This is a genomic window from Streptomyces sp. CBMA123, assembly GCF_014596465.1.
Taxonomy (GTDB): Bacteria; Actinomycetota; Actinomycetes; order Streptomycetales; family Streptomycetaceae; genus Kitasatospora.
The window spans coordinates 1-18973 of record NZ_MECK01000084.1 but is presented as its reverse complement, the minus strand read 5'-3'; the positions used below and the strand labels follow the sequence as shown (position 1 = coordinate 18973).

The 18973-nt window shown below is 73.5% G+C and carries 18 protein-coding genes, 1 tRNA gene and 1 pseudogene; 14 read left to right on the top strand and 6 right to left on the bottom strand.

Annotation, left to right across the window (positions count from 1 at the left end; genetic code table 11):
- Positions 1–264 precede the first annotated feature (264 nt).
- Together BG452_RS47645 and BG452_RS12530 are read left to right on the top strand one after the other, a co-directional pair.
- Positions 265–1197 carry a Yip1 family protein gene (locus tag BG452_RS47645; RefSeq protein WP_188304337.1) on the top strand — a complete coding sequence of 311 codons (933 nt, stop codon included), beginning with the start codon at positions 265–267 and terminating at the stop codon, positions 1195–1197.
- A 177-nt stretch (positions 1198–1374) separates the two neighbouring features.
- A complete protein-coding gene (locus BG452_RS12530; RefSeq protein ID WP_188304336.1) occupies positions 1375–2265 on the top strand; it encodes a metal-dependent hydrolase in 891 nt (296 codons plus the stop codon).
- Between the two features lie 120 nt (positions 2266–2385).
- Here the strand turns inward: BG452_RS12530 and dcd are convergent, their stop codons facing one another.
- Both dcd and BG452_RS12520 read right to left on the bottom strand, forming a co-directional pair.
- The gene (dcd, locus tag BG452_RS12525) at positions 2386–2961 is read right to left on the bottom strand and encodes a dCTP deaminase (protein ID WP_188304335.1); all 576 of its coding nucleotides are present in this window, start codon (positions 2959–2961) and stop codon (positions 2386–2388) included.
- Between the two features lie 72 nt (positions 2962–3033).
- Positions 3034–3255, bottom strand: a complete 222-nt coding sequence (locus BG452_RS12520; RefSeq protein ID WP_188304334.1) for a hypothetical protein — start codon at positions 3253–3255, stop codon at positions 3034–3036.
- Positions 3256–3532: 277 nt separating this feature from the next.
- Here BG452_RS12520 and BG452_RS12515 point away from each other — a divergent pair.
- A tRNA-Gly gene (locus tag BG452_RS12515) sits at positions 3533–3606 on the top strand.
- Positions 3607–3675: 69 nt separating this feature from the next.
- Here BG452_RS12515 and BG452_RS12510 read toward each other — a convergent pair.
- Positions 3676–4458 (bottom strand): alpha/beta fold hydrolase, encoded by a 783-nt coding sequence (locus tag BG452_RS12510; RefSeq protein ID WP_188304333.1) that lies wholly within the window; start codon positions 4456–4458, stop codon positions 3676–3678.
- A 221-nt stretch (positions 4459–4679) separates the two neighbouring features.
- Between BG452_RS12510 and BG452_RS12505 the strand changes: the two genes are divergently transcribed.
- Positions 4680–5261, top strand: coding sequence for a hypothetical protein (locus BG452_RS12505; protein ID WP_188304332.1), 582 nt, complete (start codon positions 4680–4682; stop codon positions 5259–5261).
- Between the two features lie 462 nt (positions 5262–5723).
- On the opposite strand, the gene BG452_RS12500 is transcribed toward BG452_RS12505, so the two are convergent.
- Positions 5724–6356, bottom strand: coding sequence for a response regulator (locus BG452_RS12500; RefSeq protein ID WP_188304331.1), 633 nt, complete (start codon positions 6354–6356; stop codon positions 5724–5726).
- A complete protein-coding gene (locus BG452_RS12495) occupies positions 6353–7585 on the bottom strand; it encodes a sensor histidine kinase (protein ID WP_188304330.1) in 1233 nt (410 codons plus the stop codon). Before BG452_RS12495 ends, BG452_RS12500 begins: the two co-directional genes overlap by 4 nt.
- A 371-nt stretch (positions 7586–7956) precedes the next feature.
- On the opposite strand from BG452_RS12495, the gene BG452_RS12490 reads away from it, so the two are divergent.
- The 7 genes from BG452_RS12490 (at position 7957) to BG452_RS12460 (ending at position 14782) form a co-directional block, all read left to right on the top strand.
- The gene (locus tag BG452_RS12490) at positions 7957–8526 is read left to right on the top strand and encodes a GlcG/HbpS family heme-binding protein (RefSeq protein ID WP_188304329.1); all 570 of its coding nucleotides are present in this window, start codon (positions 7957–7959) and stop codon (positions 8524–8526) included.
- 293 nt (positions 8527–8819) lie between these two features.
- Entirely contained in the window at positions 8820–9242 is a 423-nt protein-coding gene (locus BG452_RS12485; RefSeq protein ID WP_188304328.1) for a hypothetical protein, read from the top strand.
- Positions 9243–9446: 204 nt separating this feature from the next.
- Complete coding sequence (locus BG452_RS12480) at positions 9447–10343, top strand: NAD(P)-dependent oxidoreductase (protein WP_188304327.1); 897 nt, start codon at positions 9447–9449, stop codon at positions 10341–10343.
- Positions 10344–10691: 348 nt separating this feature from the next.
- Complete coding sequence (locus BG452_RS47640; RefSeq protein ID WP_317621008.1) at positions 10692–11036, top strand: NAD(P)H-dependent oxidoreductase; 345 nt, start codon at positions 10692–10694, stop codon at positions 11034–11036.
- A gap of 376 nt (positions 11037–11412) precedes the next feature.
- A complete protein-coding gene (locus tag BG452_RS12470; protein WP_188304326.1) occupies positions 11413–12540 on the top strand; it encodes an LPXTG cell wall anchor domain-containing protein in 1128 nt (375 codons plus the stop codon).
- A 146-nt stretch (positions 12541–12686) separates the two neighbouring features.
- Complete coding sequence (locus BG452_RS12465) at positions 12687–13913, top strand: hypothetical protein (RefSeq protein ID WP_411292940.1); 1227 nt, start codon at positions 12687–12689, stop codon at positions 13911–13913.
- Between the two features lie 92 nt (positions 13914–14005).
- Positions 14006–14782, top strand: coding sequence for a MerR family transcriptional regulator (locus tag BG452_RS12460; protein WP_188304325.1), 777 nt, complete (start codon positions 14006–14008; stop codon positions 14780–14782).
- 91 nt (positions 14783–14873) lie between these two features.
- On the opposite strand, the gene BG452_RS12455 is transcribed toward BG452_RS12460, so the two are convergent.
- Positions 14874–16061, bottom strand: a complete 1188-nt coding sequence (locus BG452_RS12455) for a helix-turn-helix domain-containing protein (protein WP_223242121.1) — start codon at positions 16059–16061, stop codon at positions 14874–14876.
- 235 nt (positions 16062–16296) lie between these two features.
- On the opposite strand from BG452_RS12455, the gene BG452_RS12450 reads away from it, so the two are divergent.
- From BG452_RS12450 to BG452_RS45525, 3 genes and pseudogenes are all read left to right on the top strand, one after another.
- The gene (locus BG452_RS12450; protein ID WP_223242120.1) at positions 16297–16983 is read left to right on the top strand and encodes an RNA polymerase sigma factor; all 687 of its coding nucleotides are present in this window, start codon (positions 16297–16299) and stop codon (positions 16981–16983) included.
- Positions 16980–18434: a hypothetical protein gene (locus BG452_RS12445; protein WP_188304324.1), complete on the top strand. Its 1455-nt coding sequence runs from the start codon at positions 16980–16982 to the stop codon at positions 18432–18434. The genes BG452_RS12450 and BG452_RS12445 overlap by 4 nt, the downstream gene beginning before the upstream one ends.
- A gap of 249 nt (positions 18435–18683) precedes the next feature.
- Positions 18684–18973, top strand: a pseudogene (locus BG452_RS45525) (hypothetical protein); the annotation flags it as partial.

The window sequence follows — 18973 nt, the reverse complement described above, 5'->3', positions numbered from 1 at the left end:
GTCGGTCAGCGCCCAGCGGTAGCCGCCCCTCGCCCCCGCACGGCCGCGCGGACGACTTTCGGACCCGTTCGTCTCAGGCTCGCTGCAAACCGGCCCCGGCTTCGTCCGGGGCCGACGCGCACTGGGCCGGACGGGTACCTTCGGAGCGTGGCTGGTAATCGATACGACAGCGGTCAGGGCGCCGACCGTCCGCACGGCGGATGGCCGGCCCCTCCGCCGCCGCCGGCGGCGGCGCCCGGGGGGTACGGGCGGACGGACGGGCCCGTGGACGGGCCCGAGTACTTCACGGCCGCGCACCCGACGGTGGCGGCCGGCGGGCCCGGGGGTCCTGGCAGGCCTGGTGGTCCCGGGGGTCCCGGGGGCACCGTCGGCGACGGGTACGACCCGTACCCGGCCGACCGGCCCGGCGACACCCGGGCCTTCCCGGTCGGCGACCCGTACGGGCAGCCGCCGCAGCACGGCCAGGACCACGGCCACTACGGCCAGTACGGCCGGCCCCCCGGCCCGGGCCCGTACGACGACGGCGGCTACGGGCAGCAGCCGCCGTACGGCCAGGAGCCCCTGTACGGCGGCGGCCCGGACCAGCCCCCGTACGGCCAGGACAACGTCACCGTCTACCGCGCCGGCGGCCAGTCGGCCCCGCACGTCAGCGGGCCCCGGCCGCAGTGGCGCGAGCTGTTCGTCGGCATCTTCCGCACCCCGACCGCGATCTTCGACCGCACCCGGGACCACCAGGTCTGGCTGCCCGCCCTCACCGTCTCGCTGACGTACGGCGTGCTCGCGGTGCTCGGCCTCGGGCTGACCCACGACGACATCGTCAACTCGACCTTCTCAGTGGCCCTGACCGGCCTGCTCGCCGCCGCCATCGGCTTCACGCTGGCCGGCACGGTCTTCGGCGCGGTCACCTACGCGCTGGCCCGCCAGCTCGGCGGCGACGGCCCGTGGAAGTCCACGGTCGGCCTGGCCGCGTTGATCGGCTGGCTGACCGACGCGCCCCGGCTGCTGCTCGACCTGGTGCTGCCCTCCGGCAGCATGGTCGTCCAGGTGGCCGGCTGGGCCACCTGGGGGCTCTGCGCGTACCTGCTGACCAGCATGGTCCGGCGGGTGCACGATCTGCCCTGGGGCAAGGCGGCGGCCGCCTCGGCGGTGCAGCTGCTCGCGCTGCTGGTGCTGATCAAGCTGCCGACGCTGGGCTGATCGGGCTCCCGGGACCGGGCCGGGGGCCGGCAGGCAGAATGGTGGGCGGATCCGGCCGGAAGGCCCGGGGCCGCCCACTGTCGCCTTCCCGTCCGCTTCCGCCTGTTCCCGCTCGTTCCCGTTTGTCCCCGCCCGTTCCCGTTCGTTCTTGTTCCTCCACCAGTACCGGAGCCAGCCATGACCCTCCCCACCACCCACGTCAGCTTCCCGGCCGGGGCGGTGACCGGAGAGTCGCCGGTGCTGGCGGTGCACCCGCTGGCGGACGGTCGGTACGCGGTGGTGACCGCGGCCACCCCGTTCCACCCGCTCGACCACACCTGGCCCGACCAGCCGGCCGACCACGGCACCCTCACCGTCGACGGCACCGAACTGGCCGTGGTGGACTGCCTCACCGGCGCGGTCGGCCCGGACGGCGGCGCGCCGCTGGTCGGCGCCGAGATCCCGGTCAAGCGCGGGGACGAGGAGTGGTCCTGGCTGGTGCTGCACGTCCTCGCCGCCGACCCCGGGGACCTCACCGGCCGCACTGCCGTGCTCACCGTCGACGCCGGGCGCCGGGCCGCCCTGAGCGCCTCGCACAGCGGGTGCCACCTGCTCGCCCTCGCCCTCAACGCCGCGCTCGCCCCGCGCTGGCGCAAGGACCCGGGCCGCTCGGACGCCTTCGGCAACCCCGACTTCGACAGCCTCGCCATGGCGAGTTCGGTGATGGACACCGAGGCCAGCACGGACACCTACCGGCTCGGCAAGTCGCTGAAGAAGAAGGGCTTCACCGTCGACGCCACCGAGGAGTTCCCCGCCCTCGCCGACGCCCTGCCCGCCCTCACCGAGGCCGTCAACGCCCGGCTCGCCGCCTGGGTCGCGGCCGACGCTCCGGTCCGGATCGAGGTCCCCGGCCCCGAGCTGACAGCCCGCCGCCAGTGGCACTGCGAGCTGCCCGAGGGCGGCGCGCGGATCTTCTGCGGCGGCACCCACCTGCACCACCTCGGCGAGCTCGCCGAGCTGCGCACCGAACTGCGGCTGTCCGAGGACGGCGCCGAGCTGGTCGCGGTCACCAGCCCCAAGCGGGCCTGACACCCCAGGCGGGCCTGATGCCCCAAGCGGCCCGACGGGCGGGCCGTGGAAACGCCGCGGGCGGCCATCCCCCTTCGAGGGGACGGCCGCCCGCCGTGCTTGCACTCCGTCGTGGTGCGGTCAGACCTCGCTGCGGTGGAAGTTCAGGTACGAGCGGGACGGCGTCGGACCGCGCTGGCCCTGGTAGCGCGAGCCGTAGCGCTCGGAACCGTACGGGTGCTCCGACGGCGAGGAGAGCCGGAACAGGCACAGCTGCCCGATCTTCATCCCCGGGAAGAGCTTGATCGGCAGCGTCGCGACGTTCGACAGCTCCAGCGTCACGTGGCCGCTGAAGCCGGGGTCGATGAAGCCCGCGGTGGAGTGGGTGAGCAGGCCCAGCCGGCCCAGGCTCGACTTGCCCTCCAGTCGGGAGGCCACGTCGTCGGGCAGCGTGATGACCTCGTACGTCGAGGCCAGCACGAACTCGCCCGGGTGCAGGATGAACGCCTCGTCGCCGTCCGGCTCGACCAGCCGGGTCAGGTCCGGCTGCTCCTCGGAGGGGTCGATGTGCGGGTACTTGTGGTTCTCGAACACGCGGAAGAAGCGGTCGAGGCGCACGTCGATGCTCGACGGCTGGATCATCGCCGGGTCGAACGGGTCGACGACGACCCGGCCCAGGTCGATTTCGGTCCGGATGTCCTTGTCAGAGAGCAGCACGCTTCGAGGTTACGTGCACGACGGGGCCCCGGACGAATCCGTCCGGGGCCCCGGGTGTCCTCCCGCCGGCCGTCAGGCCAGGAACTCGGCGGCCTCCAGCCGCATCGCCTGCGCCAGTTGGGCCGTCGACAGCTCCCGCACGTCGGCCAGCACCGAGCTCCGGAGCCGTCCGCACTGCGGACAGCGGATCAACCGTCCGGGCCCGAGTCGCCCGGGGCCGAGGTTCTGCATCGGGAACGTGGTGGTGCTGAACAGGTGCCCCTCGGCACAACGAACGACGGCGCGCTGCTCCATCGATCCCCTTCCCATCCCTAACCAGTACTCACCCGTACTCATCGCGCCCCGGCGGCCAGGCCCCGGGACAGCGTCACATTAGGGGATGTTCCGGACATTCCACACCATGGCTCGCCGCCCCGACCCCACGCCCACCGGAGCACTCACACGCGGCCCAAACAGTACGCCCCCGCCCACCCCCCACCCGGCTCCGCCACGGCCCCGGACCGGCCGTGCAACCACAGTCACGGATGGGGTACAGTGACACTGGATCGAGCGGTCTCTGACGGCTCATCAGGCGGGCGTAGTTTAATGGTAGAACATGAGCTTCCCAAGCTTAGAGCGCGAGTTCGATTCTCGTCGCCCGCTCCATGCAGAAAGCCGCAGGTCATCCGACCTGCGGCTTCTTTGTTTTGGGCTGCGGCCGGGGGTGGGGCCGGGTCAGGTGGTGGCGAGGAAGTCGCGGACGGTCTTGGTGAAGGCGGCGGGCTGTTCGACGAGGGCGATGTGGCCGGTGTCGAGCTCGGTGTAGGTGCTGGTGGGGAGTGCGGCGTGGAGGCGGCGGGCGTTCTCGACCGGGATGGTGGCGTCCTGGGTGCAGCCGATCACCAGGGTGGGGGCCTGGACGTGGGGGAGGTGCGGGGTGAGGTCCAGGGCGAGGTCGAGGGCGATGTGGCGCAGGGTGCCCGGGGTCGGCCGCATGTAGGCGGTGTTGGCCTCGACGGCCTCGCGGCCGATGCCGTCGAGGAAGCCGCGGCTGAAGGCGGTGAGGGTGGCGTAGCCGCCGAAGGCGGTGGGGTGGTCGGCGAGGGAGAGCCAGGTGGCCATCGAGAGCCGCAGGTACTCGTCCTGTTCGGCGCTGATCCAGCCGGCCGCGGCGACCAGGCGGCGGACCTGGTCGGGGCGCTGGGCAGCGGCCGCGGTGGCGATGACGGCGCCGAGTGAGAAGCCGAGGAGGTCGACGGGGCCGCGGTCGGCGTCGTCGATCACGGCGTTGACCTGCTCGGCGAGGGACTCCAGGGTGAGCGGGCCGCCGTCGTCCTCGGCGGCTTCGCTGCCGGAGAGGTCGGGCAGCAGCACGGTGTAGCGGTCGGTGAAGGAGTCGAGCAGGCCGTCCCACATGCCGGAGCCGGGGCCGGTGCCGTGGACCAGGACGAGGGTGTCGGGGGCGTCGCCGACGATGCGGTAGGGGATGCGGGCGGTGCCGACGGTGATGGTGGGCATGGCGTGGTTCCTCCTGGTCTGGTCCTGCCGGGGCCTCGGTGGTCCTTGGCGGGCCCTGGCGGCATGAGAAGTAAACTACACGGTGCAGATTAGTGATTCAACTGCACCGTGCAGTGCAATTCGGAGTGGGCCGGTTGCGGAACTGTCCGTGCCCGGCCACCGTCCAACCAGTGACGGAATGCCTGCCCGGGTTGAACGCCGGGAGGAGTACGGAGGGCCCTGTGCAGTCAGGTGGTGCCGAACTGAACCTCGGATGCCCGGACGGCTTCCGCGGCGGCGCGTCGGCCGCGCCGGACTGGTGGCCGGTGCTGGCCCCGGATGTGACGATCGGTCAACTCGACGCGGCGGAGCACTGCGAGACCCTGCTCCGGGACACCATGGACGCCGTCCGGCCGGCGCCGGTCTGGCAGGAGACGGTGCCGCGGGCCGGGGTGCGGCTGTCGGCTCCGGGGCGACGGGGGCCCGAGGTGCTCTGGTACGTCACCCGCGGACGGGATCTGCTCACCGTCGTATCGCCGGGCCGGCGGCGGGAGTTGGCGGCGGTGGTGGAGCGACAGTGGCGGCGGCGCGGGTGGACGATCACCTCGCTGAACGCCGGGCAGGACCGCCCCGGAGTGGCCGCCACCACCCCGGACGGTTCCCGACTGGTGCTCTGCTTCGGCGAGTTCGGCGACATCCGGCTGACCGCGAGTCTGCTCGGGGTGGCCTGTTCGGAGCGGATCCCCACGCTGCCGGGGGCCGGTGAGCCCGACCCGGCGCCGCTGCCCCATGTGTACTGCGCGTACTGGAGCGCGCTGGTCTGACCGGGCGGGGGCGGGTCACGGGGGAGGCGTGGAGCGAGTCCCCCCGGACTCGCTCCACGCCGCCTCGTCGCGCGGCTTCGGCGCTGCCGCTCCCCCCGACACCCCCCGGCAGTCCCGCCGTTCCCCCCTGGCATCACCCTCCGGCGAGAGCGTTCCGCACAGACCCCGGCGAGCCCCCACCCCCGGGGACGTCGTGGTCTCACGCTAACAAACCGCGTGGTTGGTTTGTCAATAGTGAGATCCACGAAAAATCCACAATCATGGCGATGTGGTCGGGTCGGTGTGATGGGCGTCCCACCAGGCAGTTGTGGGCTCGTCAGGGTGGCGTGCGGTCGTGCCGTCCACCCCGGGCGCGAGGAACGCCCGACCTGGAATCCGACATTCCATGCATGATGGCAGCACGGAGTGACACCGCGCGAGTGCCCAGCGCAGTGACGGATCCGTCAATTCCGGAAGGCGCGCTCAGCGCAGCAGCCGGCGCTCCTTGGCCACGGCCACCGCGCCGGCCCGGGTGTCCACGCCCAACTTGTCGTAGATCCGCCCCAGGTGGGTCTTCACCGTCGCCTCGCTGATGAACAGCGCCCGGGCGATCTCCCGGTTGCCCAGCCCCTGCGCCAGCTGTTCGAGGATGTCCTGCTCCCGCTCGGTGAGCTGCGGCGCGGGCGCCCGCATCTGCGCCATCACCCGGGAGGCGACCGGCGGCGAGAGCACCGTCCGGCCCTGCGCGGCGGCGTGGACGGCGGCGAACAGTTCCTCCGGCCGTTCGGCCTTCAGTAGGTAGCCGGTGGCGCCCGCGGCGATGGCCCGGGTGATGTCGGCGTCGGTGTCGTAAGTGGTGAGCACCAGGACGTGCGGTCCGCCCGGGGCGGCGGTGATCCGCCGGGTGGCCTCCACCCCGTCGATGCCGTCGCCGAGTTGGAGGTCCATCAGCACGACCTGCGGCGCCAGCTCGGCGGCCAGCGCGACCGCCTCCTCCCCGGTGCTCGCCTCGCCGACCACCTCGACGTCGCCCGCGCTGGCGAGCAGCGCCAACAGGCCCGCCCGGACCACCGCGTGGTCGTCGCAGACCAGCAACCGGACGGGGATCGCGTTCATCGGTGCTCCAGGGGGATCGCGGCGGAGACGACGGTGCCTTCGCCGGGGGTGCTCTCCACGGTCAGCGTGCCACCCAGCTGCCGCAGCCGGGCACGCATGGCCGGCAGCCCGTACCCGCGTGCGCCGCCGGCGGTGCGCCGGTCGTCCGCGGCGGGGTCGAAGCCCTGGCCGTCGTCGGCGATGTCCAGCACGGCCTGGTCGCCCAGGAAGGACAGCGTGATCGCGGCCGCCGAGGCCCCGGCGTGCTCCCGGACGTTGGCCAGCGCGCCCTGGGCGATCCGCAGCAGCGCGGACTGCGCGGCCGCGGGCAGCGGGACGGGCGTGCCGTCCAGGTGGAAGCGGACCGGCAGCCCGCTCTCCGCGGACTCCCGCTCGGCGAGCGCCCGCAGCGCCCGGTCGAGGGTGCCACCGTCGGCGAGTTCGGCCGGGGCGAGGTCGTGGACGAAGCGGCGGGCCTCGGCGAGGTTGCGGGCGGCGACCTCGGCGGCGGTGCGGACGTGGGTACGGGCGGTCGCCGGGTCGGCGTCCCAGGTGCGGTCGGCGGCCTGCAGCAGCATCTGCTGGCTGGACAGCCCCTGCGCCAGGGTGTCGTGGATCTCCATCGCCAGCCGCTCGCGCTCGGCGAGGGTGCCCTCCCGCCGTTCGGTGGCGGCGAGTTCGCGCCGGGTGCGGACCAGGTCGGAGATCAGCGCCCGCTGCCGGGCGGCCTGCCGGGCCATGAACAGGAACACCCCGGTGGCCAGCGCGGCCACGGTGGGCGGCAGCAGGACGAGGGTGGCGTCCGCGGTGCCGGGCAGCCGGATCTCGGCGATCACCACCAGCAGCGTCAGGGCCGCCACCAGCGGGATCGCCGCCCGTGCGGGCAGCGCCCGCAGCGCGGTGTAGATCAGCGGGACGGCGCACCAGGCGAAGCTCGGCGCCAGCAGCACCAGCACCACCCAGAGCGCGACCACCAGCGCCGACGGCCACCGGCGCGGACGGCCCGGCGCGGCCGGGCGGCGGTGGTCGAGCCAGGAGGCGGCCGGCTGGGCGACGGCCAGCGCGGCGCTCAGTCCGATCACCCAGGGGATCCAGGGGCTGCCGGCGTGGTGGGTGAGGTAGCGGCTGAGCGCCGCCGCGAGCAGCAGCAGGAAGGCGGAGTCCAGCAGCAGCGCCAGCCGGCCGGTGTCCGGGTCCCCGGCGTCGGGCCCGCCGCGGGGCGGGAAGGCGGGCGGGCGGGGCTGCTGCACGGGTGGCTCCTGGCGCTACGGGCTCTGCACGGTGCTCGGTCGGGCGCGGCGGAGGTGGGCCGCGACCGGCTCACTGACCTGCGCCGATCCCTCGATGGTGACCCGTCCGGCCTGGTCCCGCATCAGCCGATCGGTTGACGGCGCCGTCCCCCATCCTGCCCGGACGGTCGCGCCGGACCGTCGATGCCGCGCGCCCCGGTCCGGCCGGAGGATCGAAGCAGAGCCGGGCGGTCCCCCCGCCGCCCCGGCCCCCGACATCCGGGACCCGCCGCCCGGGGCCCCCGGACCCGCTGCGGGCCCCGCAGAACCCGCAGATCCCGCGAACAGATCCCCGCGATCCCCGCGAACCCGTTGAGTTGAGGAGCTGGACCATGAAGAAGACCTCCGTGCGCACCCGGGTGCTGACCGGCACCGTCGCCGTCGCCGCGCTCGCCGCCGCCGGCGTGGGCGCCGTCTCGGCCAGCGCCGAGACCACCGAGATCCCGGCCGCGTCGGCCGCGCCGGCCGCGGTGAAGGCCGACACGCAGAACAGGAACCTCGCCCAGAGCACCGGCCTGAACATCGACGCCGCCACCCGCGCCGCCCAGGCTGCCCTGGACGCGGCGACCAAGGCCGGCCAGCACGTCTCGGTCGCCGTGGTCGACCGGGACGGCGTCACCCGTGTCCTGCTCAAGGGCGACGGCGCCGGCCCGCAGGCCCCGGAGTCGGCCGAGCGCAAGGCCTTCACGGCGGTCTCCTGGAACGCCCCGACCTCGGAGCTGGCCAAGCGGCTGGCCCAGGCCCCGAACCTGAAGGACATCCCGGGCACGCTGTTCCTGGCCGGCGGCGCCCCGGTGCAGTCCAAGGGCGCTCCGGTCGCGGCGATCGGCGTCGCGGGCGCGCCCAGCGGCGACCTGGACGAGCAGTTCGCGCAGGCCGGCGTCGCCGCACTGGCGAAGTGACGCACCCCGGCCGGTCGGCCCGCCCCCGCGGCCGACCGGCCGGAGCCGCCTGCGTACGTGCCGCCGGAGCCGCCTGCGTACGTGCCTCCGGACGTGCCTCCGGACGCGCCACCGGGCGCAGTTCCGGAGAGCCGCCGCCGGGCGAACTCCCGCCCCCACCACCCCCGGTACTCCCCTCCGACGGGCCCCCGGTGTCCTCGTTCGGGTGAACAAGGGGAGGGGCGCCGCAGAACAGGCGATGACCCTTGGAAAAGCCGGTGTCGTTGTCAGTGCCGCGTGGCAGGCTTCCCGGTATGACGGCGTGGACCCTCAACGACATCGAACGTGCGATCCGCTCCTCCTGGGGTCTGGACACCTGTGCGCCCGAGGACCTGGCCCACTGGCGTCCCGACAATCCCGCCCGCGGCCAGTGCGGTGTGACGGCCATGGTGGTGCACGACCTGCTCGGTGGCGAGCTGATGATGGGCGAGGTCCACGTCGACGGGGTCCGGACGGACCTCCACTGGTGGAACCGCTTCGCCACCGGCTTCGAGATCGACCTCACCCGCGAGCAGTTCGGCCCGGGGGAGCTGGTCGGCCCCGGCCGCCCGGTGGCCCGCCCGGCCCGTCCCGGCCGGCTCCAGGCCCAGTACGAGCTGCTCCGTCACCGTGTGGTCACCGAGCTGGAGCGCGGGGCCGCCACCACCCGGATCCGCCGCCCGGCCCGCGTCGCATGAGTCGCTGAGCGCATGAGTCGCTGAGCGCATGGGCCGCTGAGGCGCATGAGTCGCACAAGGCGTGTCCGACCCGCCAGAGCCGCCGGACCGTTCGCAGCGCCGGGCCGCCGTGACGCGCTCCCGGCCCCGGCCATTCCCTGACGTACAGTCGGCCCCGGACGAACCAACGTACGTACGGATGGCTGCGGCGACGGGAGTGCGCGGATGAGCGGGTCGACGGTCGGTTTCGTGGGGCTGGGCGCGATGGGGCAGGGCATGGCCGGCAGCCTGCTGCGGGCCGGCCACACCGTACGGGTCTGGAACCGCTCGCCCGAGCCGGTGGCCGCTCTGGTGGCCCAGGGCGCCGAGGCGGCCGGTTCGCTCGCCGAGGTGTTCGCCGCCGACACGGTGGTCTCCATGCTGGCCAACGACCAGGCGGTCGAGCGGCTGCTGCTCGACCCCGAGCTGCTGGCCGGCGCCACGGCGACCCTGCACGTCAACATGGCCACCGTCTCGCTCGCGCTGGCCGAGCGCGCCGAGGAGCTGCACGTCGAGCACGGCATCGGCTACGTCGCCGCGCCCGTCCTCGGCCGGCCCCCGGTCGCGGCGGCGGGGAAGCTCAACATCCTGGTCGCGGGCGCGCCCGAACTGCTGGACCGGGCCGAGCCGCTGTTCGCCGCGATGGGCGAGCGCACCTGGCACTTCGGCGACCGCCCCCGGCAGGCCAACACCGCCAAGATCAGCACCAACTTCCTGCTGGCCTGCGCGATCGAGTCGATGGCCGAGGCGTGCAGCCTGGCCGAGTCCCACGACGTACGGCCGACCGACCTGGTGGAGATGCTCACCGGCACGCTCTTCCCCGGGCCGGTCTACTCCGGCTACGGCTCGATGGTGGCCGAACGACGCTACGAGCCGGCCGGGTTCCGGCTGCCGCTCGGCCTCAAGGACGTCGGTCTGGCCCTGGACGCCGGGGCCGCGCGCCATGTGCCGCTGCCGTTCGGCGGCATCCTGCGGGACGCCTTCCTGGACGCGCTGGCGCACGGCGACGGGGACAAGGACTGGGCCGCCGTCGCCGAGGTCGCCCGCCGCCGGGCCGGACTGCCGGCGCGGCCCTCGTCCTGACCGGCCGGAACCCGGAACGGAGCGCATGACCCCTGGTCGGGGCGCGGGCGCGGAATACCCGGCGCACGGCGGGTGCTCACCCCTCTGCCCGTAGCACCCGACCGGGGGAGTACCGATGACCGACCAGCCGTCCGGCGCCGAGGCGCCACGCCGTTTCCTGTTCGTCGACGCCAGCTCGCGCGTCGGCGGCAACACCGAACAACTCGCCCGGCTGGCCGCCGAGTCGAGCCTTCCGGAGGGTGCGGAGCAGCACTGGCTGCGGCTCGCCGACCACCCGCTGCCGCCCTTCCAGGACCTGCGGCACACCGGTGACGGCCGCTACCCGGAGCCGGTCGGCCCGAGCGGACCTTGCTGGAGGCCACCCTGGCGGCCACCGACCTGGTCTTCGTCGCGCCGCTGTACTGGTACACGATGCCGACCACCGCCAAGCTCTACCTCGACTACTGGTCGGCCTGGTTCCGGGTGCCCGGGCTGGACTTCCGCGCCGGGATGAGCGGGCACACGCTGTGGGACGTCACCGTCCTGGCCGGTACGGCGGACGACGCCGAGCCGCTGATCGGCACGCTCAAGCTGACCGCCGAGTACATGGGGATGCGCTGGGGCGGCGCGCTGATCGGCAACGGCACCCGCCCGGGGGACGTCCTGCGCGACGAGCAGGCGCTGATCGCGGCCAAGTCCTTCTTCACGGGCTGACCCGACCGGGCTGAGCCGACGCAGCTGGGCCGACCGACCCGACCCCAGTCGGTCGGCCCACGCCCGGCCGGTTCGGGCCCGCGCCGAAGACGGACGCATTCCGGCCATCCAGGGCCATGCGATACCGTCCTCCCGGACGTGTACCCGTCACTCTGTGGTCATCTTTGACGCGACGCAAAAGCCCTGTCCCCGGACGGAGTTGGGCGATTCGGGCGCGCCGGCCGCGTCCGTAGGTCACAACGCGGCACCTGCCTTCCGGAGTGGCCGGATCGTTCGGTACTCTCCGTCGGACTTTCAGCTTCGCGGGGGGTCCTGCGGCGTCTACGGCCGCCCCCTCGCGCCCCGGGCCTCGCCCGGACACTTCCGTGAGGTCTCTTTGTCCATACGTCGCAGTCTTGCCCTGGCCGGCGTCGCCGCGCTCACCTCCTCGCTCGTGCTGACCGGCGCCCAGGGCGCCATGGCCGTCGGCTCCACCGGCGCCCCGTCCGCCGCCGCCCCGTCCGCCGCCCAGGCCGAGCAGGCGAAGCACCAGAGCCTCGACCTCTCGGTGCGTGGCGTCCCGGACACCTTCGTCGCCGGCGGCGACGCCCGCGTCTTCTCCTACCGGATCCAGAACTCGGCCAAGAACGACTTCGTCGCCTTCCCGCTGCTGAAGTTCAAGAACAAGGCCGGCACGCTCAAGGCGAAGGACCTCAAGGTCGAGTACCAGCTGCCGGCGGGCCTGCCCGGCGGCGGCACCTGGCGGACCGGCTCGATCGCGCCCGGTGGCGGTGACGGCGACGACAGCGCGGTGCTGATCCTGCTCGGCGGCGTGAACGACGGCGGCCCCGCCGACGACGCGCTGCTCTACCTCGCCCCGGGCAAGCAGATCGACATCGACGTCCGGGTCTCCTTCACCAAGGACACCCCGCTGGGCAAGGCCGGAGTCGTACCGGTGGTCTTCTCGGCCAACGCCGACGACGAGTCCGACAACGGCCACTTCAGCTGCGACGGGATCAAGGGCGCCGGCTTCACGATCAAGGCCGGTGGCGGCGGCAAGCCCAGCCCGACCCCCACCCCGACCAAGACCGGCAAGCCGACCCCGACCACCACCGCGTCGCCCACGGCCACCACGACGGGGACCCCCACCACGGCGCCGACCACCCCGGCCCCGACCACCCCGGCCCCGACCACGCCGACCACCCCGGCCACCGGCACCGCCTCGCCGTCCGCCTCCCCGACCGACTCCGGCGCGACCGCCACCCCGGCCCCGTCCGGCAGCAGCACCGACGCCCAGCAGCCGATCGACTTCCCGGTGGACATCCCGAAGGTCACCCCGCCGAAGATCACCCCGGCCGTCGTCACCAAGGCCAAGACCGCCGCCGACAGCGCGGGCAAGACCCTCGCCACCACCGGTGGCGGTGACGACACCACCGCGCTCGCGGCCGCCGGTGGCGCCGTCCTGGTCGCCGGTGTCGGCACCCTCGTGGTGCTGCGTCGCCGCAAGTCGGGCCAGCAGAGCTGACCCGGGACTGACCCGAGTCGCTCTCCCCGAAGCACCCCCGTGCCGCCCGGCCGTTCTCTGGACGAACCTCCGGGCGGCACGGGCCGTTCCCGTCCGTCACATAGGATGTCCGGCCGGAGGGGGCGGAACGGCGCGGAGAGGTACAGGTGCAGGGAGAAATCACGGCACGGGCCACCACCGATTACGAATCCGCGACCGGTCGGATCGCGGGCCTGCCGCTCCGCAGGCACCACGTGCTGCTGACGGCGTGGACGGTGCTCTGGTTCTTCCTGGTGGAGCCCAGCGGAGGCTTCTCCTGGCACTACCTGCGCCAGGGCGAGCAGCTGCTGTTCAGCAGCCAGCCCGACGGCGGCCTCTCGCTCTACGCCCACCACCCCGAGTTGCAGATCGGCCCGGTCAGCCTGGCCGCCGCCCGGCTCACCGCGCCGTTCTCGCCGCACGTCGGGGAGCTGGTCGCGGAGGCGGTGAGCGCCGGGCTCGGCCTGGTGATGCTGGTGCTGGTCGGCCGCACCGCCGCCCTGTACTACCTCGGCACCGGCATCAACCACCGCCGGCTCCAGCAGCGCCTGCTGATCGCCGGGCTGGCGTTCATCCCGATGTGGGTGGAGGTGTCGGTCCGCTTCGCGCACCTGGACGACGTCCTCGCGCTGTTCTTCACCACCCTCGCCGCGCACGCCCTGGCCCGCGGCAAGCCCTTCCAGGTCGCGCTCTTCCTGGCCCTGGCGGTGGACTCCAAACCCTGGGCACTCGCCTTCGCCCCGCTGCTGCTGGCCCTGCCCAGGCCCGCCTGGCTGCGCACCGCGCTGTGGTTCTGCCTGCTGGTCGCGATCGCCTGGCTGCCGTTCTACCTGGGCAACCTGGACACCATGGCGGCCGCCAAGTTCACCATTCCGAACCAGCCGGCCTCCGCGCTGCGCTGGTTCGGGGTCACCGACCCGGCCACCCCGTGGTGGGACCGCCCGACCCAGTTCGCGCTCGGCATCGGCCTCGGCTGCGTGGCCGTCTGGCGCGGCCGCTGGCCGGCCGTGGTGCTGCTCGGCGCGGACGCCCGGATCCTGCTCGACCCGAGCGTCTACACGTACTACACGGCCTCGATCCTGCTCGGCACCCTGCTCTGGGACGCGGTCGGGCAGAAGCGACTGGTCCCGTGGTGGAGCTGGATCGCGCTGGGCGCCCTGTACGGCGGCACGCTGCTCCTCCCGTCCGACTCGGCCCGCGGCCTCGTCCGGCTCGCCTTCGTGGTGGTCTCCGCCGGGTACGTGCTGCTCTGGCCCACCCAGAAGACCCGCCGCCCCCGGCCGCCGGCCCAGGGCGGCGGGGCGGGACGCCGTCGGACGGCCCGGCGGCGCGAGCGGGAGCTGGTCGGCACCTGAGCCCCCCCGGCGCAGGCCTCCCGCCGAAACGGCTTGACCCTCACGTCACGTGAGAGCGGAGGGTGGTGGTCAGCACCAGGGAGGAGTTCCGGATGAACCAGGACGAGGGCTACCCGGTCGGCGCCGTGGCGAAGATCGCCAAGGTGACCGTCCGTACCCTGCACCACTACGACGAGATCGGTCTGCTGTCCCCCGCGGGCCGCACCCGGGCCGGCTACCGCCGGTACGTGGACGCCGACCTCGACCGGCTGCAGCAGATCCTGTTCTACCGCGAGCTCGGATTCCCCCTGGAGGAGATCGCGGCGATCCTGGACGACGGCTCGGTCAGCCCGACCGAGCACCTCCGGCGGCAGCACCGCTTGCTGACCGACCGGATCAGTCACCTCCAGGAACTCGCCACAGCCGTCGAACACGCCATGGAGGCACGCAGGATGGGCATTCAGCTGACCCCGGAGGAGAAGTTCGAGATCTTCGGCGAGGGCTACCGCGAGGAGTGGGAGCAGGAAGCCGAACAGCGCTGGGGCGGGACCGAGGCCTGGGCCGAGTCCCAGCGCCGCACCGGTGGCTACGGCAAGGCCGACTGGCAGCGGATCCAGGGCGAGATGACCGAGCTCAACACCCGCCTGGTCGCGGCCGTCACCGCCGGCGAGCCCGCCGACGGCACCGTGGCCATGGACCTCGCCGAGGCGCACCGGCAGCACATCTGCCAGAACTTCTACGACTGCACGTTCACCATCCACCGCGGGCTGGCCGGGCTGTACGTCTCGGACCCGCGCTGGACCAGCACCTATGAGGAGCTCACCGCCGGCCTGGCGCAGTGGCTGCACGACGCCATCCTCGCCAACGCCGACCGGCACGAGCAGGCGTAACCAGGGTCAGGTGATCCCACGCCTCGGGTGACCCCGTACCTCGGGCGACCCCGTACCTCGGGCGACCCCGTACCTCGGGCGATTCCGCGCCTCAGGCGACCCCGCGCCCGAAGGAGCGCCGGTACGCGGTCGGCGAGGTGCGCATCACCCGGCCGAAGTGGTGGCGGAAGGTCGCGGCGCTCTCGAAGCCGACCGCCGCGGCGATCTCCTCCACCGACCCCTCCGGCGACTCCAGCAGCGCCAGACTGGCCGCGATGCGCTGGGTGACGACCCAGCGCATCGGGCTGGTGCCGTTGCGGGCGGTGAAGTGCCGCAGGTAGGAGCGGTCCGACATCCGGGCGGCCCGGGCCAGTACGGAGACGGTCAGCGGGTCGGCGAGGTGGCCCAGCGCCCACTGCATGCTGCGGGCGATCCCGTCCTCGTCCTCCTCGACCGGCCGGACCGCCGCCTCGATGAACTGGGCCTGCCCGCCGTCCCGGTGCGGGGCCACCACGAAGCGCCGGGCCACGCTGTTGGCCACCTTGGCACCGTGGTCCCGGCGGATCAGGTGCAGGCACAGGTCGATGCCGGCCGCGCTGCCCGCGCTGGTCAGCACGTCGCCGTTGTCCACGTAGAGCACGTCCGGGTTGACCCGCACCCGCGGGTACCGCTGCTGGAGCAGCTCGGCGTACCGCCAGTGGGTGGTCGCCTCCTTGCCGTCCAGTAGCCCGGCGGCGGCCAGCGCGAAGGCGCCCGAGCAGATCGACACGATCCGGGCGCCGCGCTCGTGCGCCGTCCGCAGCGCCTCGACCAGGCCGGGGGAGACCACGCCGGCGAAGGCGCTGCGCACGCCGGGGACGATGACGGTGTCGGCCGCCGCGAGGTCGTCCAGCCCGTGCCGGGCGGTCAGTGCGAAGCCGCCCACCGCGTCCAGGGCGGTGCCCGGCCGGTCCGCGCACACCTTCAGCCCGTACCAGGGTGCGGCCAGCAGCCCGCCCAGCTCGGGCCGCGCCAGCCCGAACACCTCGACCACCACGCCGAGTTCGAACGGGGCCATGCCCTCGAAGGCGTACACCGCGACGTCGTGCACGGGCTCCGGGCGCCGGCCGATGCTGACGGCCACCGGACGCGGCCGGGCCGTCCGGTCCTCGGCGCCCTGCCCTGTGATCTGCCCGATGATCTGCCCGGCGCCCTGCCCGGCGCCCTGCCCGGCGCCCTGCCCGGCGCCCTGCCCGGCGATCTGCTCGGTGACCTGCCCGGCGATCTGCTCGGTGACCTGCCCGGCGTGCTGCTCGGCCATGCGAACCCCCTGCTCACGGGTGGCGGAATCCCGGTGAGTGTAGCCCTCGCGGCCACCCCGGAACTTTTTTCGAATCCCCCTGCAACCTTCACCCACGCCGCACGTCCATCAGTACGGGGGCGGAGGGAATCAGGTCGGACGCGGCTGCGAGGATCTCCCCGATCACGATCTTGATCAGGTGCCTGACGGTCCGGCGGACACGCCGTCACCGTCCCGGGGGAAAGCAGAACCGCACATGTCCATGGCCATCGGGCCGTTCGCCGCGCCGCGGCGGGGGCACGGCTTCTCCGTCCGCGGGTTCCGCGGAGTGGTCGTCGCGCTGCTCGGTGCGCAGGAGGCCGGTGAGCCGGACTCCGAGCTCACCACCGACCAGCAGGCGGCGCAGCGCCGCTCCGGCTTCCGGCTGCTGCGCGGCGGCCGCAAGCCCGCCGAGGACCGGCCCACCCTGACCGACCTGTACCACGCCCACCGGCTGGGCCTGGTACGGATGGCCGTCCTGCTGGTCGACCACCAGGACCTCGCCGAGGACGTCGTGCAGGAGGCCTTCACCCAGCTCTACCAGCGCCACGGCGAGCAGCTGGACGACCTCGACAACGCGCTCGGATACCTGCGGACCTCGGTGGTCAACGGCGCCCGCTCGATGCTGCGCCGCCGCAAGACCGCCCGGGAGTACGTGCCCCCGCACGAGGCCGACGCCCCCTCCGCCGAGGACCACGCGGTGCTCAACGACGAGCACCGGCGGGTGCTCGTCGCCCTGCAGGAGTTGACCCCCCGCCAGCGCGAGGTGCTGGTGCTGCGTTACTGGTCCGACATGTCGGAGGCGCAGATAGCCGAGACCCTGGGGCTCTCCCGGGGTGCCGTGAAGTCCACCGCCAGCCGGGCCCTGGACGCCTTGGAAAAGCACCTGGAGAAGGTTCGATGACCGACAAGTTCCCCCGCCCGGGCGGCGGTGACGGCGACGGGCCGGCCGAGACCCCCACGGAACGGCTGCTCCGCGAGGCGATGAACGCCCGTACGTCCCTGATCACCGCCCACGACCTGCGCCCGGCCGATCCCCCGAAGGGCCGCCTGCGCCGCTTGCGCCCGCTGTACCTCACCACCGTGCCGATCCTCGCGCTGGCCGCCGCCGCGGCGATCGGCGTGGTCACCCTGCACGGCAACCCGGTCGCCGACCACACCACCCCGCCGCCCCCGGCCGCCAGCATCACCGCCTCCCCGAGCCCGACGGCCACCCCGTCCGGCTCCCCGTCGGCCTCCCCGACCGCCGACGCCACCCCGACCGAGGACGCGGAGACGGACGCCCCGCTCTCCGACGCCACCCCGACGACCCAGACCTCCAGCAGCGCGCCGGCCGGGGCCGCCACGTCGTCCACCCTCCGGGGCGTCAAGTTCAAGGTCCCCGCGGGCTGGAAGGCCGTGCCGGTCTCGGCCGACCGGGTCTGCGTCCTGAGCCCGGGCGCGCCGACGGACCCTCAACAGGACTGGACACAGTCGAGGTGCGAGCCGTACGGCGTCCTGGTCGTGGCCTACAACAGTCCGGACGAGCTCGCCGCCGGCGGCCTCTGGCCGACGACGGCCGATCTGACCGCCGACGCGGGCTGGGGCCACCAGCCGAACTGTCCGATCTGGGGCCGGCCCTACATCCCCGACGGCCCCTACTCCTCGGTCGGCGCACCCGTGCGGACCAAGCCCACCGTGGCCGGAAAGACGATCGACAAGACCCAGTGGAACGTCACCTGCAAGCCCGGTGACACCTTCGGCGCGCAGCTGTGGGGGATGAGTTCGGACCAGGTCTTCGTGGTGGCGAACGGACTCAAGAGCGACTACCAGCCGGGCCTGACGTCGATCGTCAACAGCCTGGACGTGAGCGGCCACAAGGCGCCGAGCCCGGGCCCCTCCTCGGCCGACCAGGCCGCGAAGGACATCGCCATCACGGTCGACGGCGGCATCGGCGCGGGGCAGAAGGTGTCCGCCAACGGCACCCCGGTGACCTTCACCGTGACCTACCGGAACACCGGCCAGAAGACCTACCCGCAGCTTCAGCCGCTGGTGTACACGAAGTGGTACGCCGGGACGCCGCCGAGTGACATGCTCGAGATGAACGCGGGCAAGCTGGAGCGCCAGGACGGCGGTGGCTGGGTGCAGATCCCGCTTTCGCAGGGGGGCGGCATGGACTACGCCATGGTGAACCCGAAGGCCCGGTTCTCGCTCGCACCGGGTGAGAGCAAGGCGGTGACCTACCGGATGGCCCTCGATCCGGCAGACGGGCCCGGGGCGATGCCGGTGGCCGTTCAGGTGACGCTGCCCTACGACGGCACGGTGCCCCTGACCGTCCTGAAGGACCAGCCGGTCTCGGTGACGGTCGTGAAGTAGCCGTCCGAACCGGGCCGTCGAGGCGCCGTAGCCAGGTCTCCCCTGGTCACGGCGCCTTTCGGCGTTCCGGGAGGAGGTGCGGAAATTTCTCGAACCCGGCTGCAACCCCCCGGGGGGATGGACGTCTATCACCATGAGAGGCGGGGAGAGCGAACCGGCGGGGCCGGGGCTCGGGCCGGTTCCTCGGGGCGACAGTAGGCGCCGGATCACCATCACCATCATCACCATGTCCTTTGGGGGGACTGTCACATGAGCGCGTCCGTTATCAGCCGTATTGTGAAGATCATCCCGCTTGTCGTCGTCGCCGCGGTCGGTGCCGCGGCCTGCGGTCCGACGAACGGCGGGGCGTCTGTCGCCGCCTCCGCTCCCGTCTCCGCCCCCGCCGTCCCCTCGGCTGCCACGCCCGGTGCGGGTGCCGTCCCGGCCGTCCCGGCCGTCCCCGCCTCGGTCGCGCCGAGCACCGAGTCGGCGCCGCCCGCGGCCGGGGCGAAGGGCGGGACCGTCCCGGTCGTGGCTGCCAGGCCCGGGGCCGAGCCCAC